Origin of the sequence: Acidovorax sp. (genome assembly GCF_034519795.1) — a bacterium.
In the GTDB taxonomy this organism is placed as follows: Bacteria; Pseudomonadota; Gammaproteobacteria; order Burkholderiales; family Burkholderiaceae_C; genus Acidovorax.
Window position 1 is genome coordinate 27,501 of the sequence record NZ_JAXHOB010000008.1, and the last position, 22,195, is coordinate 49,695.

Annotated in this window: 13 protein-coding genes; 7 read left to right on the forward strand and 6 right to left on the reverse strand. The window is 69.9% G+C overall.

Annotated elements, in window-relative coordinates:
* Positions 1–1,747 precede the first annotated feature (1,747 nt).
* From U5N23_RS08465 to U5N23_RS08485, 5 genes are all read left to right on the forward strand, one after another.
* Positions 1,748–2,368: a class I SAM-dependent methyltransferase gene (locus U5N23_RS08465; protein WP_322592376.1), complete on the forward strand. Its 621-nt coding sequence runs from the start codon at positions 1,748–1,750 to the stop codon at positions 2,366–2,368.
* A 144-nt stretch (positions 2,369–2,512) separates the two neighbouring features.
* A complete protein-coding gene (locus U5N23_RS08470; RefSeq protein WP_322592377.1) occupies positions 2,513–3,703 on the forward strand; it encodes a two-component system response regulator in 1,191 nt (396 codons plus the stop codon).
* 88 nt (positions 3,704–3,791) lie between these two features.
* Positions 3,792–9,008, forward strand: a complete 5,217-nt coding sequence (locus U5N23_RS08475; protein WP_322592378.1) for a PAS domain S-box protein — start codon at positions 3,792–3,794, stop codon at positions 9,006–9,008.
* A 20-nt stretch (positions 9,009–9,028) separates the two neighbouring features.
* Positions 9,029–10,561: a GAF domain-containing protein gene (locus U5N23_RS08480; protein WP_322592379.1), complete on the forward strand. Its 1,533-nt coding sequence runs from the start codon at positions 9,029–9,031 to the stop codon at positions 10,559–10,561.
* Positions 10,558–12,165 (forward strand): response regulator, encoded by a 1,608-nt coding sequence (locus U5N23_RS08485; RefSeq protein ID WP_322592380.1) that lies wholly within the window; start codon positions 10,558–10,560, stop codon positions 12,163–12,165. Before U5N23_RS08480 ends, U5N23_RS08485 begins: the two co-directional genes overlap by 4 nt.
* A 15-nt stretch (positions 12,166–12,180) precedes the next feature.
* On the opposite strand, the gene U5N23_RS08490 is transcribed toward U5N23_RS08485, so the two are convergent.
* The 6 genes from U5N23_RS08490 to U5N23_RS08515 all read right to left on the reverse strand — a co-directional run bounded on the left by U5N23_RS08490 (position 12,181) and on the right by U5N23_RS08515 (position 19,448).
* On the reverse strand, positions 12,181–14,223 hold the full coding sequence (locus U5N23_RS08490; RefSeq protein ID WP_416208592.1) for a TonB-dependent receptor: 2,043 nt from the start codon (positions 14,221–14,223) through the stop codon (positions 12,181–12,183).
* A 219-nt stretch (positions 14,224–14,442) separates the two neighbouring features.
* Positions 14,443–15,660: a HupE/UreJ family protein gene (locus U5N23_RS08495; protein ID WP_322592382.1), complete on the reverse strand. Its 1,218-nt coding sequence runs from the start codon at positions 15,658–15,660 to the stop codon at positions 14,443–14,445.
* Positions 15,660–16,796, reverse strand: a complete 1,137-nt coding sequence (locus tag U5N23_RS08500) for a hypothetical protein (RefSeq protein WP_322592383.1) — start codon at positions 16,794–16,796, stop codon at positions 15,660–15,662. Before U5N23_RS08500 ends, U5N23_RS08495 begins: the two co-directional genes overlap by 1 nt.
* A gap of 124 nt (positions 16,797–16,920) precedes the next feature.
* Positions 16,921–17,157, reverse strand: a complete 237-nt coding sequence (locus U5N23_RS08505; RefSeq protein ID WP_322592384.1) for a hypothetical protein — start codon at positions 17,155–17,157, stop codon at positions 16,921–16,923.
* A 17-nt stretch (positions 17,158–17,174) separates the two neighbouring features.
* Positions 17,175–18,728 (reverse strand): DUF4331 domain-containing protein, encoded by a 1,554-nt coding sequence (locus U5N23_RS08510; RefSeq protein ID WP_322592385.1) that lies wholly within the window; start codon positions 18,726–18,728, stop codon positions 17,175–17,177.
* Positions 18,729–18,902: 174 nt separating this feature from the next.
* A complete protein-coding gene (locus U5N23_RS08515) occupies positions 18,903–19,448 on the reverse strand; it encodes a PadR family transcriptional regulator (protein ID WP_322592386.1) in 546 nt (181 codons plus the stop codon).
* Between the two features lie 183 nt (positions 19,449–19,631).
* Here U5N23_RS08515 and U5N23_RS08520 point away from each other — a divergent pair, with 183 nt between their 5' ends.
* The gene (locus U5N23_RS08520) at positions 19,632–21,656 is read left to right on the forward strand and encodes an NADPH-dependent 2,4-dienoyl-CoA reductase (protein WP_322592751.1); all 2,025 of its coding nucleotides are present in this window, start codon (positions 19,632–19,634) and stop codon (positions 21,654–21,656) included.
* Between the two features lie 29 nt (positions 21,657–21,685).
* Positions 21,686–22,126, forward strand: a complete 441-nt coding sequence (locus tag U5N23_RS08525; protein ID WP_057264405.1) for a nuclear transport factor 2 family protein — start codon at positions 21,686–21,688, stop codon at positions 22,124–22,126.
* Positions 22,127–22,195: the final 69 nt, after the last annotated feature.

Consider the following 22,195-nt stretch of genomic DNA (forward strand, 5'->3'; position numbering starts at 1 on the left):
GGGCGGGGGCGGGGCCGCTGGGCGGGGGGGGGTGGCTGGCGCGCGGGGCTGGGGGGGGGCGGCGGGCGGCGACGACCCGCGGGGGCGGCGGGTGGGGTGGTGGGGTGCGGGCGGTGGGCGGTGGAAAAGGGTGGCCCAGTCGTGGGGGCCGGGGGGGGGGGGGGGGGGGGGGGGGGGGCGCGGGGGGCGCGTGGGGGGCCGCGGGGGGGGGGGGCGGCGGCCGAGGTGGCGGCGTGCGTCGGGCGTCCGGGTCGCTGCCACGGTGAGGAGCCGTGGCCCCCGGGCCGCGAGAGGGCGCGGCGTCGGGTCTGCCACCCGTGGCTCGGAATGGGGCGGGTCGCCGCTCCGCGCCGCCTGGCGAGCGCCTGCCGCCGGGCTGGAGCTGGAGGGCGTTCCAGGCCAGGAGAGGCCTGAGTTGTGGGCGTCGGGGTGGGCGTGGGGTGTGTGCGCGTCCGTCGGCGTGTGGGCGGTTTGGCTTCGTGGGTGGGGTGGTGGCTGGGTGGGGGGGTGGCGTGGTGGCGCTGGTGGGGTGGCGGGGCCGCGGGTGGGCCGGCGGGGGTGGGGGGCTGGGTGGGGCGTGGGGGCGCGGTGGGGCGGGGCGGGGGGCCGTGTGGGGCGTGGCGGGAGGGCGGGGCGGTGGGTTGGCGGCGGTGTGGGGGGGGGGGGGGGGGGGGGGGGGGGGGTGGGTGGGGGGGGGCGCGGCGGGGGGGGGGGGGGGCGGGGGGGGGGGGGGGGGCGGCGGCCCGGGGGGGGGGGGCGGGGGGGGGGGGGCGGCGGCTGGGCGGTCGGCGGTGGGGGGAGGTGCGGGCGAGGTGGGGGGGGGGGGCGGGGGGGGGCGGGGGGCGGGCGGGCGGGCGGAGGGGGGGCGGATGGCGGGGGGGGGGGGGGGGGGGGGGGGGGCGGGCGGGCGGGGGGGGCCGGGGCCGGGGGGGGGGGGGGGTGGGGGGGGCGCGGGTCGATCAGGAGGCCCGCCTTGCGCGCGGCGACCTGCCCCGGCTGTGTCCTGGCCGCTCGGTGCGTTGGGCCGGTGGCCTGGCCGGGGCTGGCGTCGCGGCACGGGCGCGCTGTGCGCGTGGAGGCGCTGTTCGGCCGTGTGGGCGCGGTGGGGAGAGATGGCGCGGTGTGGGCGGCGTGGGGCGGTGGCTGGGTGGTGATGGACAGGGCGGCGGCGGCAGCGCTGGGGTGCTGGCCGTGCTGCTGGCCCGGCCGCCGGGGTGCGGCACCCTGTCGCGCGCCCGGCCGGGCGCCCGGGCAGGTGGTGCTGGGAAGGCGTGTGGGTGCTGCGCCCGCTGCTGGCCGGGTCCGTGCCCGTGCCCGATGGGGTGCGTGGCCTGTGGGGTGGGCGCCCCGGCTCGGGCTGGCGCGCTCCGTGGGCGGCTGGGGGCGGGCTCGGTGTCGGTGCCCCCGTCGGCGGGCCGGCCTGCGTGGGCGCGGGGCGCTGGGCCTGGCGGCGGGCGGTGTGCTGTGGTGCTGGGCGTGCTGGCCCTGGCCGTGCCGGCCACGAGCACCAGCACGAGGCCATGGGCACGAGACGCCCCCGCCACGATGACGGGCACCACACCACAGCCATGCGGTGATGCCGCAGGGGCCGCACGCCATGCGCACGCGCATGAGCCGCTGCGCCACGTGCACGCCCATGTGCCGGATGCGCACCACCGGCACGCACATGCGTAGATCCAGGCCTTTTCATGGCAAGGTCTTGGTGATCGGATACGCTGTGCATCCTGAATTTCGAAGGGAATCCGCCATGGGCACTGAAACGCATTGGGAATCGGTCTACGGCACGAAGTCGCCTGACGCGGTGAGCTGGTATGCGCCGCACCTGCTGCAGTCCCTGCACTATGTCAGCAGGGCGGCCCACTCGAAGCAGGCGTCCATCATCGACGTGGGCGGGGGCGAGTCCACGCTGGTCGATGATCTTCTGGCCGATGGCTACCAGGGCATCACGGTGCTGGACCTGTCGCGCACGGCGCTGGAGGTCACGCAGCAGCGGCTGGGCCCCAGGGCCGCCGAGGTGGCGTGGCTTGCGGCCGATATCCTGGAGGTGGGCCTGCCTGCGGCGTCCGTGGATGTGTGGCACGACCGCGCAGTGTTCCACTTTCTCACCAGCGATGCGCATCGCGAGCGCTATGTGGCGCAGGTGATGCACGCTCTGAGGCCCGGTGGCTTTGCGATCGTCGGCACATTCGGGCCGCAGGGGCCTGAGAGGTGCAGCGGTCTGGAGGTTTCCCGCTACGCACCCGACGAACTGCACGGCAGGTTTGGCGCACCCTTCGAACTGATCGACAGCCACACCGAGATCCACACCACGCCCTGGGGTGCGCCGCAGCAGTTCGTGTACTGCTTTTGCCGGCACCGTGCGCAGTAGGCGGGCCCTGCGAGAAACTGCGCCGGGCAGCAGCCCCGCTATCCCACAGGGCACCAGCGCATTTGGACACTTGGTTCTTGTCAAACCGGCCAAGGTGCGGGATAGTGGTGCCAGCGAGAGGCCTATGACAAGAGGGGGCGGGCGATGCCAGAAGCACCGGGAGACGCGCTGCGTCCGTTGATACTTGCCGTCGATGACTCATCCGACAATCTGTGGGTGCTGTCCGGCCTGCTCAAGGACCAGTACCGCGTGAAGCTGGCGGGTTCGGGCGAGAAGGCCCTGCAGATCGCCCGTGGCAGCCCTGCACCCGACCTGATCCTGCTGGACGTGATGATGCCCGGCATGTCGGGCCACGAGGTGTGCCGCCAACTCAAGGCGGAGCCCGCCACGCGGCACATTCCCATCATCTTCCTGACCGCCATGACCGGGACGGAAGACGAGAAGGTGGGGCTGGCCCTGGGCGCGGCCGACTTCATCACCAAGCCCATCAACCCGCCCATCGTGCTGGCGCGCGTGGTCACCCAGCTGCAGGCCAAGGCGGGCGCCGACTTCCTGCGCGACCAGAACCAGTTCCTGCAGACCGAGGTGCAAAAACGCACGCGCGAACTGGCGGCCATCCAGGACGTCACCATCCTGGCCATGGCCTCGCTGGCCGAAACGCGCGACAACGAGACCGGCAACCACATCCGCCGCACCCAGCACTATGTGCGGGCGCTGGCTACGGCGCTCAAAGACCACCCGCGCTTCAGCGCGGCGCTGAGCGAGCATGTGATCGACATGCTCTACAAGTCGGCGCCCCTGCACGACATCGGCAAGGTCGGCATCCCGGACCGCATCCTGCTCAAGCCCGGGCGCTTCGAGCCGCACGAGTTCGAGGTGATGAAGACGCACACCACCCTGGGCCGCGATGCCATCCAGCATGCCGAGGACCAGCTGGGCATGCCGGTGGAGTTTCTGCAGTACGCGAAAGAGATCGCCTACGGCCACCAGGAGAAGTGGGACGGCAGCGGCTACCCGCAGGGCCTGGCGGGCGAGGCGATTCCGCTGTCGGCGCGCATCATGGCCGTGGCCGATGTCTACGACGCACTGATCAGCCGCCGCGTCTACAAGGAGGGCATGCCCCACGCCAAGGCGGTGGACATCATGCGCGAGGGCCGGGGCTCGCACTTCGACCCCGACATCCTGGACGCCTTCCTCGGCATGCTCGACGAGTTCCAGCGCATTGCGCAGAAGTTTGCCGACAGCGATGCGGACATGGCCGAGAAGGCCCGGCACCTGGAACTGGCGACCACCCCGGCCAGCCCACCCAGTCCATCCAGCCCCCCCACGCCGTGAGCCAGTCCGGTCCCTGCGCCCTCCATGCCCTGCGCCGGGGTCGGCGGGGCAGCACCACCTGGCTCCTCGACAGAGAGGACCGCGTTTCATGAATGCGCTTGTTCAGCACTACCACCGGTCTTCGCTCACTGCGAAGCTGGCGTTTGCCTTCTTCGTGGTCCTCGTCATGGCCATCGTGCTCAGCGTGCAGGGCATGCTGGCCGTGGGCCGTGTCAACAAGGAAATCCAGGAGATGTACGAAAGGGATCTGCAGGGCGTCTCCAACGCCCGGGCGATCCAGTTCCACTACGCCAGCATGGGGCGCCATCTGCGCAATGCCCTGCTCACCACGGACACCGCAGACCGGGCCAAGGCGCTCGCGGAGCTGGACCGCTCGCACCAGGACATCGTCCGTGAAGTCGGCGAGCTGCGCCGGCGCATCGACCAGGAGGACAACCGGCGCAACCTGCTGACCTTCGACGAAAACTATGCCGCGTACCGCAAGAACGTGGAGCAGTTGCTGGAGCTTGCCAGGCAAGGGCAGCTGGAAGAAGCGCGGCGCCGCGGCGCGAGCCGCGAGTTCACGGTGGCCGGCGACACCGTGGCGCAGGCCATGGAAGCCGTGGCCGCCACCAAGGAGGACAGCGCCCGGTACACGCTCCGCTCGGTGCAGGAGCTGGCGCAGCAGACACGGATGCGCGGCGGCACGCTGCTGGCCATCGGTGCGCTGTTCAGCGTGCTCTTTGCCTGGCTGATCGCCCGCTCCATCCGCGTGCCGGCCTTCGAGCTGCGCACGGCGGTGGAGCGCATTGCCGAGGGGGATCTGCAGCAGGAGGTGCCCCATACCTCCTACCTCAATGATCTGGGGGCGCTGGCGCGCGCCGTGGCCGTGCTGCAGCAGGGGGCGCGCGAGCTGGAGGTGCAGCGCTGGGTGAAGACCCACACCGCCTCCGTCTCGGTCGAGCTGCAATCGACGCGCTCCTTCGTGGAGCTGGCGCAACGCTTCTTCGCGCTCTCGGCACCGCTGCTCGACATGGGGCACGGCGTCCTCTACATCTACGAGAAGAACCAGCGCCGCCTGCGCCTGTTGACCGGCTTTGCGCACCGCGAGCGCAAGTCGCTGGAGCAGTACATCCAGCTCGGCCAGGGCCTGGTGGGGCAGTGTGCGCTGGAGCGCGCCGCCATCACGCTCAGAGAGCCGCCTGCCGACTACGTGCGCATCGGCTCGGCGCTCGGCGATGCGGCGCCCAAGTGCATCTGCGTGCTGCCCATCCAGCGCGGCGACGACTTGCTGGGCGTTCTGGAGATTGCCAGCTTCGAGGACCTGTCGCCCGCACGCCAGGCCCTGCTGGATGCGCTGATGCCCGCGCTGGCCGCCAACCTGGAGATCCTGGAGCGCAACGTGGCCACACACCGGCTGCTGGAGGAGACGCAGGCCCAGGCGAAGACCCTGGAGCAGCAGGCGCTGGAGCTTGCCGCGCAAAAGGATTCCATCGCCGCCACCGAGGCCTGGTACCACGGCATCATCGAATCCGCCCCCGATGGCCTCATGGTGACCGACGAGCATGGCACGGTGATCATGGTCAATCCGCGCATGCTCGATCTGTTCGGCTATGCACAGCACGAGCTGGTGGGCCAGCCCATGGAGATCCTGGTGCCGCACGCCATTCGCGGCCACCATCCGGGCCTGCGCCAGGGCTTTCTGGCGGTCGGGCTGCCGCGCAACATGGGGGGCACGAATTCCAGCCTGAAAGGCGTGCGCAAGGATGGCAGCGAGTTTCCGGTAGAGGTCGGCCTGTCGCGCCTGCCGGCCATCGGCGGCCATGGCGTCTGCGTATGCGCCTCGGTGCGCGACGTGACCGATCGCAACCGGGTGGAACAGGAGGTGCGCAACAGCCAGCGCCAGATCCGCACCCTGGTGGACGGCATCGGCTCCATCATCACCCTCAAGGACCGCGAAGGCCGCTACCAGCTGCTCAACGCCACCTATGCGAAATACGTGGGCACCGGCGAGAGCGAGGTGCTGGGCAAAAGCGCGCACGACCTGTGGCCCAGGGAGATGGCAGACAAGATCGTCGAGGTGGAAAACCGGGTGCTGGAGACGGGCGAGGCCATCACCTACGAGGAGATCATCCCCACGGCCGACGGCTCGGAGCAGCGCTCGTTCATGACCACCAAGACACCGCTGGTCAACGAGGCCGGGGAGATCTATGGCATCTGCGGCATCGCCACCGACATCACCGAGCACAAGAAGTCCCAGGAGGCCATGCGCCTGGCCAACGCCGAGCAGACGGCCATGTTCGAGGCCACCACGCTAGGCATCGCCTTCATCCGGGAGCGTGTGGTCGTGCGCGGCAACAGCCAGCTCGACGCGCTGTTCGGCACCGCGCAACTGGGCCAGTCCCCCCGTGCCTGGTATGCGACCGAAGAAGCCTTCAACCAGGGGCTCAGCGAAATCTACGAGCAGCTGTCGCGCGGTGAAAAGCACCACCGCGAAGAGGAACTGGTGCGGGCCGACGGCACGCGCTTCTGGTGCCAGCTCAGCGGTGCGGCCATCGACCCGGGCGACCTGGGCAAGGGCACGGTGTGGATGCTGCTGGACGTGACCGCACGCAAGCAGGCCGAGCAGGAGGTGCAGCGCAGCCGCCAGTTCATGGAGGCCGTGCTGGAGAACATCAACTCCGCCATCTACGTCAAGGATGTGCAGGGGGCCTACACCTATGTCAACTCCGACTGGGAGCGTGCGACCGGCCTGGAACGCGCGCAGGTGCTGGGGCACTCGGCCCTCGACGTGCACCCGCGCGGGCGCGGCGAGGCCTACCATGCCATGGACCTGCAGGCCCTGGAGGCGGGGCAGCTCTTGGTCACCGAGGAGGTGGCGGGCCAGGAGGGCGAGGAGCGGCACTTTCAGGTCACCAAGGTGCCGATGCGCCAGGGCGACGAGATCTCGGGCCTGTGCAGCATTGCCTTCGACGTGACGGACCGCAAGAAGTCGGAGGAAGACATCCGCCGGGCCAAGGAGATGGCGGAGGACGCCACCCGGGCCAAGAGCGAGTTCCTGGCCAACATGAGCCACGAGATCCGCACGCCGATGAACGCCATCATCGGCATGTCGCACCTGGCCCTGCAGACGGCGCTGGACAACAAGCAGCGCAACTACATCGAGAAGGTCAACCGGGCGGCCGAGAGCCTGCTGGGCATCATCAACGACATCCTCGACTTCTCCAAGATCGAGGCCGGCAAGATGTCCATGGAGCAGGTCGACTTCCGCCTGGAGGATGTGCTGGACCACGTGGCCAACCTGATCGGCATGAAGGCCGAGGACAAGGGGCTGGAGCTGCTGTTCAGCACGGCGGACGAGGTGCCCACCGCGCTGGTCGGCGACCCGCTGCGCCTGGGCCAGATCCTGGCCAACCTGGGCAGCAATGCCGTGAAATTCGCGGAGCAGGGGGAGATCGTGCTGGGGATCGAGGTGGCTGGCCAGCACAGTGAAGGGGTGGAACTGCACTTCTGGGTCAAGGACTCGGGCATCGGCATGACGCCCGAGCAGTGCGAGCGGCTGTTCCAGTCGTTCAGCCAGGCCGACAGCTCCACCACCCGCCGCTATGGGGGCACGGGCCTGGGCCTGGCCATCTCCAAGACCCTGGTGGAAATGATGCAGGGGCGCATCTGGGTGGAGAGTGCCGTGGGGCAGGGATCGACCTTCCACTTCCATGTGCGTTTCGGCCTGCAAGCGCAGCCCATGCCCCGGCGCATGTTCGATGCCCATGAGCTGCTGGGCCTCAGGGTGCTGGTGGTGGATGACAACGCTGCGGCCCGGGAGATCCTGTCGACCATGGCGCGCCGTTTCGGCCTGGAGGTGGACATGGCCCGCGATGGCGACGAGGGCCTGCGCATGGTGGAGGGCGCCGAGAGCCGCTCGCTGGCCTACGACCTGGTGCTGATGGACTGGAAGATGCCGCGCATGGACGGTGCCGAAGCCGTGCGCCGCATGCAGGCGCTCAAGGGGGGCGCCGCCCCGGCGGTGATCATGGTGACCGCCTTCGGCCGCGAAGAGGCCATGAACGCGGTGCACAGCCAGGGCGCCCGGGTGAACGCGGTGCTCACCAAGCCGGTCACGGCCTCGACGCTGCTGGAGGCCGTGGGCGAGGCGCTGGGGCGCGGCCGCGTCGTGCCCGATCGGGTGGCGACCCGGGCCCAGGGGCAGACCGAGCACCTGCAGCAGCTGCAGGGCGCGCGCGTGCTGCTGGTCGAAGACAATGCCCTGAACCAGGAGCTGGCCATGGAGCTGCTGCGCCAGGCGGGCATGGAGGTGGTGCTGGCCAACCACGGCCAGGAGGCGCTGGACCTGCTCGCCGCCGACCCCCGCTTCGACGGTGTGCTCATGGACTGCCAGATGCCCGTGATGGACGGCTACACGGCCACCCGCCACCTGCGCTCGCTGCCGCAGTTCGCCAACCTGCCCATCATTGCCATGACGGCCAATGCCATGGCCGGCGACCGCGAGAAGGTGATCGCGGCCGGCATGGTGGACCACATCCCCAAGCCCCTGCGGGTGGAGGAGATGTTTGCCTGCATGGCGCGTTGGATCCGGCCGGCCGCGCCTGCTGCTGCCCCTGCTGTTGCGGCGCTCGACAAGGCTCCGCGCCCGGGTGCCAGCGCTGGCGCCAAGGTAGCCAAGGCGGCCAAGGCGGTCGATGTGGACCTGCCGCCCTTGCCCGGCGTGGACCAGGCCGTCGGGCTCGGCGTTGTGCTGAACGACCGGCGGCTCTACCGGCGCCTGCTGGGCATGTTCCTTGAGGAGTACCCGGGCTTCGAGCAGGCCGTCGCCGATGCCGTGCAGCAGGGCGACTGGCCGCTGGCCACGCGGCTGGCCCACACCCTCAAGGGCGCGGCGGGCACCATCGGCGCCAGGCAGCTCGCCGCGGCCGCAGGGGCGCTGGAGGCAGAAGGCGCCCATGAGGCCCGTGCGCCGGAGGCCGCACAGCTGCTGGCCGAGGTGGGGGCGCTGCTGCGCCCCCTGATCGAGGCGCTGCAGGCGAGTGGCCTGGACACCGGTGGCGGCGCCGCGCAGGCCGCGCCGCCACCGGCCGCCGCCGTGGCGCGCTCCGCCGAGGCCGAGGCCCTGCTGGCGCGCCTGCGCAAGCTGTTGGGGGACAGCGATGCGGACGCGGGCGACGTGCTGGAAGCCCTGGTGGCGCGGCTGGCTGCGGATGGCGACCCGCTCGCCGACGCCCTGTCCGCCGTGAACCGAGCCATCGAGCGCATCGATTTCGACCGCGCGCTGGAGGCGCTGGGGGCCCTGGCCCCCGCGCACCCCGGTTGAATGCCGCCGAAGGCCCGCGCATGCGATCCATCGCCTGGTTTCTGGCACTGGCTCTGGCGGCAGGCAGCGCCTGCGGCCGCACGCTGGCGGAGATCGAAAGCAGCCGCGAGCTGCGCATCTGCGTGGCGGGCTCCAGCGCCGACTACTACCGCGCGAACGGCGCAGACTTTGCCCGCTACCTGGGCGTGCAGGCCCGCACGATCACGCTGGGGCAGTGGGATCAGCAGTTCCACAACGCGCGGGGCGTGACCGTGCAGGACGAGCGCTACGAGGCGGCGCCGCTGGCCACCGGCAAGTGCGACCTGTACCCCAACGACCTGCACATCCTCGAATGGCGCAAGAGCAAGATGACCCTGGTGCCGTACTTCGCCACGCGCAATGTCGTCGTGGCGCGGCCAGAGATGCGCCCCATGTTGCGCAGCGAGGCCGATCTTGCAGGGCGCAAGGCATCGGTCCAGGCGGGGACGGCCTATGAAGGGTGGCTGCGGAATTTCAACGCCGGATTGGGGGCGAACGCACCCGTCGCCATCGAGACCGCGCCCACCGCGAAGTCCATGCAGGCGGTGGTGCAGGGCCGCGCGGACTTCACCGTGATCGCGGCCGAATCGGCCTTCCACTGGGTGCGCAACGACCTCGACAACCTGGACATGCTGTTCCAGGTGGGCGAGGTCACCCCGGCGGGTTGGGGCATTGCCTTCGGCGCCGCCGACCTGGAGCGGGCGCTGCAGCGCTATTTCGAGGACAGCCGGCGCGTGGGATCGGAGCTCGACCAGTCCTGGCGCCGCAAGTACGGTGTGTCGCTGATGGAGTACCAGCTGTTCTCCGCGTCTTTCGACGACAGCGGCAAATGGCAGCAAATGTGGCTGGCCTGGGGCATCCCCGTGGGGGCGGGCCTGGCGGGCGTGCTGCTGGCCATGCTGTTCTGGGCCACGCGGCTGCGGCGCGAGGCCGGCCGCCACCAGCTCACGCTCAAGGCCCTGCAGCACAGCCATGAGCAGTTGACCAGCGAGGCCAAGCGGCGGCAGGCCGTGTCCGACCTGTTGCTGGCGCTGCAGCAGGTGGACAGCTTGCAGGCCTTTGCGCACATCGTGCTGCGGGAGCTGGCGCGGCAACTGCCCATGGGGCAGGCGCTGATGGTGCTGGTGGACGACGACCGCTGCGTGCGCGCGCTCGCGCACTATGCGGGGTCGGGATCGACAGCGCAGCAGACGCTGTCGGACTGGCCGACGACGGCCGGCATGGCCGAGCGCTGCGCCGCCACGGGCGAGCCCGTGCTCATCGAAGCCCCGGGGGCGGACTACCTGCGCATCCAGTCGGGCCTGGGGCATTGCAGTCCCGCCGCGATCTACCTGCTGCCCATCAAGCACGCGGGGCGCGTCTCGGCCATCATCGAGCTGGCCCTGACCGCGCCGTTCAGGCAGGAGCACCAGTGGTTGCTGACGGACATGGAGCCCATCGTGGCCGTGGGCATCCAGCGTTTCGCGGGTGAAGAAACCGCAGGGGCCGCGGGCGCCGGCCCTGCCCGAACCATCCAGGAGGTGCAGGCACCATGAGCATTTTTCCGACTTCCAGTGCGTCCCCCATCGGCCAGGGCGCGCGCTGCCTGGTGGTGGACGATTTCGAGGCCATGCGCAAGGTCACCATCAACCAGCTGCGGCAGTTGGGGGTGGAGCGCATCGAGTCGGCGCGCAACGGGGCCGAGGCGCTGCGCATGCTCAAGGGCCAGCACTTCGACGTGGTGCTGTCGGACTGGAACATGCCCGTGATGACCGGCGTGGAGCTGCTGCAGGCCATGCGCGCGGACGAAAAGCTGTTTGCCATACCGTTCGTGCTGATCACCGCCGAGGCGGAGCGCAAGCGCGTGGAGGAGGCCATCGCGCTGGGGGTCACCTCCATGCTGCTCAAGCCCTACTCGCCCAAGCAGCTGGCCCAGCGCCTGGAAAAGGCCTTGCAGTGGAAGCCGCGCGGCCCGGGCAACTTCGCGGGGGAGGAGCTGCCGGCGCAGGCCTTGCCGGCGCAAGGCGCAGCCGCCGCGCCATCGGCCGAGCCGCAGGAGGCCGCCCGACCGACGATACTGATCGTGGACGACACCCCCGACAACCTGCTGCTGCTGTCCCAACTGTTCAAGGGCGAGTACCGGGTGCGGCTGGCGCAGACGGGCGCCAAGGCGATGGAGGTGCTGACCTCCAACGATCCGCCCGACCTGGTGCTGCTGGACATCATGATGCCCGGCATGGACGGCTTCGAGGTCGCCCGGCTGATGCGCGAGCACCCCACGTCGGAGACCATCCCCATCATCTTCGTCACCGCCATGGCCTCGGCCGACGCGCGCCTGCGGGGGCTGGACCTGGGGGCGGTGGACTTCATCACCAAGCCCATCGACCCCGAGACGCTCAAGCCGCGCGTGCGCAATTTCATGCGCTACGTGCAGCTGCGCAAGGACCTGCAGGACGAGTTCGACGGCATGGTCGAGACCGCCCAGCTGCGCGAGGACGTCGAGCGTATCACCCGCCACGACATCAAGGCGCCGCTGGCCGGGGCGCTGGGCCTGGTGCAGGCGCTGATCGAGGACGACTCGGTCGGGCGCCGCCAGGTCGAGCAACTGCGCCTGATGGAAGAGAGCGTGATGCAGGTGCTCAACATGATCAACCTGTCGTCCGAGCTGTACAAGATCGAATCCGGGCGCTTCGTGCTGCATGCGCAGCCCGTGCGCATCGGCGAGCTGCTGCGCCGCATTGCCGAGATGAACCGCGTGACCTTTGCCGAGAAGGGCCTGTCCATCGCGGTGGACACGGACGTGGCCGTGGGTGCAGAGCCGCCCCGGGCGCTGGCCGATGCCACGCTGTGCTACTCGGTCTTCCAGAACCTGCTGAAGAACGCCTGCGAGGCCGCGCCGGCCGACTCCCGCGTGTCCGTGCAGCTGCAGGACCAGGACCCCTTGCGCATCGCCATCAGCAACACCGGCGCGGTGCCGGCGGCCATCCGCAGCCGCTTTTTCGACAAGTTCGTGACCTCGGGCAAGGCCGATGGTACGGGCCTGGGCACCTACTCCGCGCGGCTGCTGGTGCAGGCCCAGAACGGCAGCATCGAACTCGATGTGTCGGACGAGACCAACACGACGCGCATCACCGTGGTGCTGCCGCGGGCTGCCGATTGAGCATGCGCTGTACGGTCAGAACGCCCAGCGCGCACTGAGCCGTGCGCTGCGCGGCTCCATGGGGTGCACGTGGCGCCCCTCGATGCCTCCGCCCCCGCAGTCTCCGCGGGCGCTTTCGCCCGCCGTGCACGATGCATAGAGGTACTCGATGCCGTTGCCCTTCTTGCCGGCCAGATTGAACACATCCAGGCCCAGCGTGAGCTGCTTGCTTACCGCATAGCGCACGCCGGCATTGAGCACCGTGTTGGTACGCGAGCGCACGGAGTTGAGTGTGTCCAGCGCGCGCGGGCCCAGGTAGCGCAGGCGCAGCGAGGCGGTCAGCGGGCCCTGGGTATAGACCGCGCCCAGGGCCAGCACGCGCTCCACCGCGTTGTCCACGAAGTTGCCTTCGCCCTCGGGTGCAGCACCGCGAAAGCGCGCACGCGACACGGCGGCATCGGCTTCCAGGCGCCAGCGGGCGTGGGGCTTCCAGCGCACGGTGGTCTCGATGCCGCGCCGGTAGCTGGCGCGGCCCGGCTCGGTGCTGCCGGCGTCGCCCACATACACCAGCTCGGAATCGAGCTTGAGCTGCCACAGCGCCGTGGTGATGGTCAGGTCGTCGCCAGGCTGGTAACGCCAGCCGATCTCGCTGCCCAGGCCCTTGACCAGCGCGGGCACGCGGTCTGCGGGCAGGCCGCTTTGCGGGTCGGTCTGGATGGTGGCGCCGCGCACGTCGTTGCTGTGCGAGCCCACGCCCGTGTTCAGGTACAGCTCATGCACGGGAGTGATGGCCCAGGCCAGCCCGGCCTTGGGGCTCACCAGCGCATCGTGGCCACTGCCGCTGTTGGCTGCGCCGTAGACGGCCTCGCGGCCCTGCACGTCGTAGCGCAGCAAGTCGCCGCGCAAGCCCGCATAGCCGCGCAGGCGCTCGGTGAAGCCCACGAACTGCTGCGCGTGCACCGACAGCATGTCCTGCGACACCTGGTCGTTGCGCACGGTGGACAGGCGCTGGCGGGCCGCCGTGTTGTACAGGCCCACCTCGGCGATGCGGTCGCCGCGCCACTGTGCGCCCACGCTGAGCACGCCGTCCAGCCCGGCGATCCGGTTGGGCAGGCTGTGCGAGGCCTGGGCACCGAATACGCGGCGCCGGTCCGACTGCTCGAACTGGTCACCGTTGACCGGGTCGCGCAGGAAGTAGGTGAAGTCGGAGAACAGGTCGAACCGGTAGTCGATGGCATAGGCGCTGATCTGGGTCTGGCCCTCGGGGCCCTTGTCGAACCATTTGCCTGACAGGCTCAGGCGCCGGGTGCTGCCGCCGTCGCTGGGGTTGAGCGAGCCGAAGCGCGGCAGCTCGCCGCTGTCGATCAGGCGCTCGGGGATCTGGTCGGTGGCGTTCCAGCGGTTGCGGTAGGCCATGCCCGTCACGCTGAAGCCCCGGCTGGGCGAGCCCTGCGCATAGCGCACCACGGCGTTGATCTTGCGCAGGCGCTCGGGCACGTCCCAGGGGCCGTCGTTGCCTTCGAGCTCGATGGCGCCCAGCCAGGTCTGGTCGTCCCGGGTGCGCGAGCCGGCCGCCAGCAGGCGGCGCAGCTGATGGGGGCCCAGGGTCACCTCGGCGAATGGTGCATCGAGTGCGCTCACGTAGTCGAGCGAGGCGCTGCCTGCCGCAGAGAAGTCGCCGCTGTCGGCGAAGTAAGGGCCCTTGCGGTAGCGCACGCCCGAGACCAGGTCGGGGATCAGAAAGTTCAGGTCGGCAAAGCCCTGGCCGTGGCCGTGCGTCGGCATGTTGACCGGCATGCCATCCACCGTGACCGAGAAGTCGGTGCCATGGTCCAGGTTGAAGCCGCGCAGAAAATACTGGTTGGCCTTGCCGTCGCCCGAGTGCTGGGTGGCCACGACCCCGGGCACGGCCTCGACGATGTCGCCGGGGCGCAGCTTGGGGCGCGCCTGGAACGACTCGCGCTCCACCGCGCCCTCGCTGGCGCTGTCGGCCAGGCCGATGGTGGCGTCCTTGGGGCCGCGCACATCGACCTCGGGCAGGTGCGTGGCCTGTTGGGCCCAGGCCGCCGTGGTGGCCATGCCGGCCACCAGAATGCCGAGTGCCAGGGAGCGCGGCGCTGAGAGCTCTTTCTTCTTCATGTCTGCCTTTTTCATTGTCCAGAAGTCTTGCCGCGCAGGCTGCCGGCCCACCCTCATGCGGATTTGCATTCAATCGGATAACTAGGCGGGGAGCCGCAGACAGTGCTTCAGCACGGCAAGGCGACTCAACGAAGTTATACGGTTGAAGGCAAATCCGTATCAGCCAGAGAACGCCACGCGCTGCACCGTCCAGTACAGCGACAGCACGACCAGTGCCACCGAGCCGCCCTTGACCACCACGGTGCGGTAGCCCGCCCAGCGGGCCAGCAGCAGGGAGACGGCGCACCACACGGCAACCACCATGAGCTGGCCGGCCTCCACCCCCAGGTTGAACCCCGCCAGCGCCCAGACCAGCAGGCCGCTTGAAACGCCAGCCTCGACCAGCGCGCCCGAGAACCCGAGCCCGTGCACCAGGCCAAAGCACAGCGCCAGCAGATCGCTGCGCAGCCCCTTCACCGGGAACAGGTTGAGCAGCGCCGAGATGCCGATGCTGATGGCAATTGCCGGCTCGACCCAGTTGCCCGAGACGGTGACCCAGCCCAGGCCCGCCAGCACCAGCGTGACCGAATGGCCCACGGTGAAGCTGGTCACGGTGATCAGCAGGGCCTTGACGCCGCCGCCCCATGGCCCGGCCGTGGCCTGCGCCGCGCCCTGGCGGCGCAGCAGCGTGATCGGCAGCAGCAGGGCCAGCAAAAAGGCCAGGTGGTCGTAGCCTTCGAGGATGTGGTGCACCCCCTCCGAGACAAAGTGCGCCAGCGTGGCCGGGCCGCTGCGGGCCGTTGCGGCCTCGGGTGCGGTGGTGCTGCCGCCCACCGCGCGCAGGTCGGTGCGCGAGCGGCCGTCGGGTGCCAGCACGGCGGCCAGCGGCTGGCCACCCAGTTGCCCGCTGACCAGCAGGCGGTGCGTGGGGTCGATGCCCTGCATCAGGCGGTAGTCGAGCGCCAGCGCTTGCGCGGCGGCGCAGTCGAGTGCCGCCGCCATGCGGATGTAGCGCCCGTCCGTGCGCTGCTCCAGCGCCTCGAAGCGCCAGGCCGGGGCCAGCACGGCATCGCCGCACTGCCAGCGCAGGCCTTGGCCCACCCAGGCGGCCACCGCAGGCGTGGCCTGCTGGATCTCGCCCCAGGTGAGCTGGCGGTCGCCGTCGGCATCGAGCAGGTCCAGCGCGGCATCCACGTCCTTGAGCGCCAGCGAAAGCTGCAGCGCCACGGCGTCGGCGCGGGCGGGGTCGGCCTCAGCGGCGCCGGCCACCCGCAGGTAGGCGTCGCTGGCCTTGTGCGCCCAGGCGCTGGGCGCTGCAGCGCAGGCGGCGGCCAGGGCCCCGGCCATTGCCAGCCAACGCAGAGCGCTGGCCGTTCGTTGAAAAAGCGACGGCTGCATCACTGGTCTCCCCGTGCTTGCCAGCGGGCCAGGCGCGCGTCCTGCAGGCCCGTGCGCTGAAAGCTCTGCACCACCGCGCGGTGGGCGGCGGCGTCACCGGATTGCTCGGACGTCTGCAGCGCCAGCCACCAGTCGAGCGGCTCTTTCTGCAGGGCCAGGTTGGCCTGTGCAGCCTGCCAGGCATCCCGGGGCTGGCCCTGCAGCCACAGCGCCAGCAGCGAGCGCTCGCGGGCATGGGCATCGAGCGCTTCGCCGCGCGCCGCAAGGGCTGCGAACCGGGCCTGCAGTTCGGTGGCCAGGGCCTGCGACTGCACGGTCTTGCCCATGAGCCGCAGGGCCTGGGCGCGGCGCAGCAGCACGGCATCGCTGGCGGGCTGGGCCTTGAGCACATCCACGGCGGCGGCCGGGCGGCCCAGGCGCAGCAGCAGGTCGGCATGGGCCAGGGCGGTGTAGCCGTCGGGCGCCGCAGCCAGGCTGCTGCGGTAGGCGGCATCGGCTGCGTCGTCGCGCCCGGCGCGTTCCTCGTTCTCGGCCAGCAGCGACAGCAGCCAGGCCCGGCCTGCCGGGTCTGCCGCCTGCCCGATGAGGGCGGTCAAGCCGCTGCGTGCCGCGTCGCTCTGGCCCTGCAGCGAGCGGCTTTCGAGCAGGCAGGCCGTGGCGTGCAGCGCAGCCCCATGGCGCGCCACGTTGCGGCAGGCGGTCTCGGATTCGGCATAGCGGGCGGCCACCCGCTCCAGCGTGGCCAGGGTCAGCCAGCCCTGCACCTGCGCAGGGTCGGCCTGCAGGGCACGCTTCAGGGTGGCGCGCGCAGCGTCGAATTCATGGCGGCCTTGCTCCACCGTGGCCTGCAGCACCGCCAGTTCGGCGGGCGCGTCGGGCTTGCCCCACCACAGGGCCAGCACGGCCTGGGCGCGGCCCAGGTAGCGGGGGTCGGCGGTCTCGCGGGCCAGGGTGATCCAGCGGCGCGCAGCGGTCGCTGCGGCCTGCGGCGTGGCCGGTGCAAGGCTGACCCGCTCGGGCAGCACCTCGATCACCTCGGTGTCCGACGCGGGTCGCAGCTCTTGCACGGCGGCGGCCGGGCCCAGGCAGCACAGGGCAAGGCCGATGCCCCAGAAAAGGCGGGCAGGGTGGGTCATGGGAGTCCGCAGGGTTGAAGGGATGGGCGGGCAGCGGGCGGGCGGCGAGAAACAGGCCGCAGGCCCGCGCAGTCAGCAGGCGGTGGCCGCACGCACGGGCATGCGGCCACTGCCCAGGGCGAGGTCACAGACGGGTGTCTGGCTCGTCGGTGTCGCTGGTGGACAGCACCAACTGGTCCACGGCCACGGGTTCCGCCGTGTCCTGCACGCTGGCCGCAATCGGCTGGGTGTAGGCAAAGGCATTCACCGCTCCGGCACCGCCGTCGGGCCCGGCGTTGTCGCTGCCGCCACCGCCGCAGGCGGTCAGCGCCATCGCTCCCACGGCCACCAGGGCGGCCTTTTGCATCGTGATGTTGGGCATGGTGTGCATCCTTCGCATCAGAAGTTCTTGGCGCCAGGCAGCGGCGTGTTCACGTACGGGAAGGCGGTGCGGTAGTCGGTGGCCTTGGTGCGCGCGCCGTCCACGAACTCGACCGCGCCGGCAGGCGCATCGCCGGGCTTGCAACCCACCTTGAGCGCATCGCCCGCACCGGTCAAGGTGCACAGCGCACCCATGGCCACGCGCAGCGAGACGTCGACCACGTCATCACCCAGGCGGCGCCCGTTGGGGAAGCCGGCGGCGTCGCCCGCCACCACGCCCAGCGGGTTCTGCGCGCTGGCCGGCGTGGCGGCAATGCCGGTGTTCAGGCGCAGCATTTCCGCCAGCGGCCCGCCGGTGCCCAGTGCCGTGATGTTGCCCGGGCGGTTGACGGTGGGCAGGCCCGTGAGGAACGCCGTCATCAGGTCGGTGCGCGGGAAGTTGGTGGGCGCCTGCGCGCCGAACAGCACCTGGACCAGGGCTGGCAGCGTGGGGTGGGTCACATAGTCCGCGAAGTTGGCCGCGTCGTCCTTGGGCTTGGACGCATTGAACTTGTCCTTGTCCTTGAGGCCGATGACGACTTCATTCACCAGGGGCATGCCCAGGCGCGAGACCTGGGTCCAGGCGCCGCCGGCCTTCTCGCTGGCCTGCAGTCCGGAGTCGGGCTTGCCGTTGAGCACGCGCGCCTGGCGCAGGCTGGCCGTGGTCCAGCCGCCAATGACCTTCTCGCCCGATGCAGCGGTCAGGCAAGCGGTGGGCATCTCGACGGCGAGCGAGGTGACGTTCTTGCTGGCGATCTGGCCTGCGCCGAAGGCCGCGGCATTCGATTCGCTGGTGATCACGGCGGCAGGGGCGTTGACCAGGTCGAAGATGGTGCCCAGCGACACCGGGAAGGGGTCCTGCCGCTGGCCCACGAACACCTTGCCCGGCGTGGCGCAGCCGGGCACGTTGATGCCGTACACATACTTGCCGGCATAGGCGTCGTAGGCGGCGGCGTTGCCCAGCGACTTCTCGCCGATGTAGTCGATGGGCTTGGTGAAGGTGGCTCCGCCACCGGCCATGGTGATCTGCTCGCGCTTGCCGGTGCGCCGGTCGCCACGCACGATGAACATTTCATACTCTTCACGGTACGACACCGGGTCTGCCGCAGCGCCCGTGATCCCGCCCGCATTGCGCAGCGGTATGGCCACCTTCTTGCGGGCGCCGTCCGGGCCGATGTCCAGCGTGATACCGGCCCCGCCGTTGTTCAGCGTGTTCTTGAAGCGGAACTGCAGGGTGATGTCTTCTGCCGCATCGCCGTTGTTGTCGATGTGGATCTCGTACAGCGCATTCGGGTCCAGGCTGAAGTAGTTGGGCCCGCCATAGGGGTCCTGCAGGGGCAGGTAGTTGGCGATCATGGTGACGAAGCCGTTGCGCCCCGCCTCATAGCTGCTGAAGAGGTAAAAGTCCGCACCATCGACCTTGGGCTGGGTCGTGATGAAGGGCGCCTCTCGGTGGCTGGATGCCAGACTGACGCCGGCCGTGCAGGCGGCAAGCGCCGCAAGCGCTACCAGACTGATTTTCCTGATGTGCATGGAGATCTCCTCGTGGGTGTTCGGCAGTGAGCGCAATAGCTCGCCTGCTGATACGCCCGAGGGCTCCGGGTGGATGCATCTATCTGCGGGTGCAAGGGTTAACACCTAAATGCAGATCCCTGGCCTGTACTTCACGCAGTCTTTTGCAGCGCCGACGGACCGCACCGAACGACGTCAGGACTTCGATGCCGAAGTTCCGCCCAGTATCTCCAGCGCCTCCTTCGATATCGCCAGCGACAGCTCCTCCTGCAGGATGCCGGCCTTGAGCACCAGGTGCTGCAGGCGGCGCTCGCGGCTCGGCTCCTTGCCCACAAAGTCGCGCTGCTCGATGCGCTGGTAGACGGCCAGCTTCTCCTGGTGCAGGGCCATGAGGCGGGCGATTTCCTTGTCCAGTCCGGTGGGGCCTATGGCGGCCTCGGCGCGCAGGCGCACCATGAGTTCGTTGCGCAGCGGCGTGGGGTCGTGCTGCTCGGCGATCCAGCGGCGCAGCTCCTTGCGGCCGGCGGGCAGCAGGCGGAACTGGCGCTTGCGTCCGCGGCCCGTCTCGGCCGGCAGGGCCTCGATCCACAGCGCCTCTTCAAGCCGCGCGAGCTCACGGTAGATCTGCTGGTGCGTGGCGTGCCAGAAGTAGCCGATGGACTTGTCGAAGCGCTCGGCGAGTTCCGAGCCCGAGCAGGGGTGCTCGACCAGGGCGGTGAGGAGGGCATGGGGCAGGGACATCGGGCGGAAGGAGGCGGCCAGGAATTCGGAATCTCCGATCTTGCCTGAATCGCGGAGGGCTTCATTTGTTTCTGCAACCAGTTGCATAAACAGCGCGTCGGGGCTATATTTGTGCAACTGGTTGCATAAACAAAAAGGAGACCCACGATGAACGCCGTTCTCGCACCGACCCGGGAGCCGTCCATGGCTTCCCCCTATCCCCACCTGCACGCCCCGCTGGACCTGGGCTTCACCATGCTCAAGAACCGCGTGCTCATGGGCTCCATGCACGTGGGGCTGGAAGAGGTGGCCAACGGCTTCGAGCGCATGGCCGCCTTCTATGCCGAGCGGGCGCGTGGCGAGGTGGGGCTCATCGTGACCGGCGGCATTGCGCCCAACGAGCGCGGCCGGCCCATGCAGGGCGGGGCCATGCTGGTCAACGAGCACGAGGCCGAGCAGCACCGCAAGGTGACTGCCGCCGTGCATGCCGAGGGCGGCAAGATCGCGATGCAGATCCTGCACTTCGGCCGCTATGCCTACCACCGCGACCTGGTGGCGCCGAGCGCGCTGCGCGCACCCATCAACCCCCACGTGCCGCATGCGCTCACGGCGGAAGAGGTGGAGCAGACCATCGAAGACTTTGCCCGCTGCGCCGCGCTGGCCCAGCATGCGGGGTATGACGGCGTGGAGGTCATGGGCTCCGAGGGCTATTTGATCAACGAGTTCATCGCAGCGCGCAGCAACCAGCGCGATGACGCATGGGGCGGCAGCTACGCCAACCGCATGCGCTTTCCCGTAGAGATCGTGCGGCGCACGCGCGAGCGGGTGGGGCCGAACTTCATCATCATCTACCGCCTGTCCATGCTCGACCTGGTGGAGGGCGGCTCCACGCTGGCCGAGGTGATCGAGCTGGCCCAGGCCATCGAGGCGGCGGGCGCCACCATCCTCAACACCGGCATTGGCTGGCACGAGGCGCGCATCCCCACAATAGCCACCAAGGTGCCGCGCGCGGCCTATGCGTGGGTGACCAAGCAGGTGATGGGGCAGGTGGGCATACCGTTGATCACCTCCAACCGCATCAACACGCCCGAGGTGGCCGAGCGCCTGCTGGCCGAGGGCTGCGCCGACATGGTCTCCATGGCACGGCCGCTGCTGGCCGATGCCGATTTCGTGCGCAAGGCACGCCAGGGCCGGGCCGACGAGATCAACACCTGCATCGCCTGCAACCAGGCCTGCCTGGACCACACCTTTGGCGGCAAGATCACCAGTTGCCTGGTCAACCCCCGGGCCTGCCACGAGACCGAGCTGGTCATCGCCCCCGCCATTGCCAAGAAGCGCATCGCCGTGGTCGGTGCCGGCCCCGCGGGGCTGAGCTTTGCCGTCACCGCCGCGCAACGCGGCCATGCGGTGGTGTTGTTCGACGCGGGCAGCGAGATCGGCGGCCAGCTCAACATCGCCAAGCAGGTGCCGGGCAAGGAAGAGTTCTACGAAACCCTGCGCTACTACCGCCGCCAGCTGGAGCTGCATGGCGTGGACGTGCGCCTCAATACCCGCGTGGCCGCGCAGGAGCTGGCGGGCCAGGGCTATGACGAGGTGGTGGTGGCCACAGGCATCCGCCCACGCACGCCGGACATCGAGGGCATCGCCCACCCCAAGGTGCTGAGCTACCTCGATGTGCTGCGCGACAAGCAGCCCGTGGGCCAGCGCGTGGCCGTGATCGGCGCCGGCGGCATCGGCTTTGACGTGGGCGAGTACCTCACGCACGAAGGCGAGAGCGGGGCGCTGGCGCCCGCCAAGTTCAACGATGAATGGGGCATTGACACCGGCTATGCCCAGGCCGGCGGCCTGCGCGCTGCCCAGGTGGAGCCACCTGCCCGCCAGGTGCACCTGCTGCAGCGCAAGGCGAGCAAGGTGGGCGACCAATTGGGCAAGACCACGGGCTGGATCCACCGCACATCGCTGAAGGCGCGCAACGTGGGCATGAGCTCGGGCGTGGCCTACGAGCGGGTGGACGACGCCGGCCTGCACATCACCATCGACGGCCAGCCGCGCGTGCTCGACGTGGACCACATCGTGGTTTGCGCCGGCCAGGAACCGCTGCGGGAGCTGTACGACGCGCTGCTGGCCACGGGCCAGAGCGCGCACCTGATCGGCGGTGCCGACGTGGCCGCCGAGCTCGATGCCAAGCGCGCCATCCTGCAGGGCACCACGCTCGCCGCCGCCATCTGATCCACCCACGAAAACCCAGGAGACATCCCATGACCGAAGCCTTGAAGAACATCCACCCCGCCGTCGCCCGCTCGCTCGACACCTGGCACCACATGGTGGCCAGCCGCGACCTGTCGAACCTGCTGTCCATCGTGCACCCCGATGCGGTGTTCCGCTCGCCCATGGCCAACACGGCCTACACCTCGGCCCCGGCGCTGATGCTGGCCCTGTCCACGGTGATCCAGGTGTTCGAGGACTTCACCTACCACCGCCAGCTGGCCACCGACGACGGCCTGAACATCGTGCTGGAGTTCAGCGCGCGCGTGGGCGACAAACAGCTCAAGGGGATCGATCTGGTGCGCTTCAATGAAGCCGGGCAGATCACGGAGTTCGAGGTCATGGTGCGGCCGTTGAGCGGTTTGCAGGCGCTGGGGGCGGAAATGGGGGCGCGGCTGGGGGACAAGTTGCCGGCGTTCAAGGCCAAGGCGTGAACCTGGCCCCGCAGCCCACAAGCGGCTTCAATCAGAACTCCAGCTGTGCGCAAGGCACTGCCGCCCTAC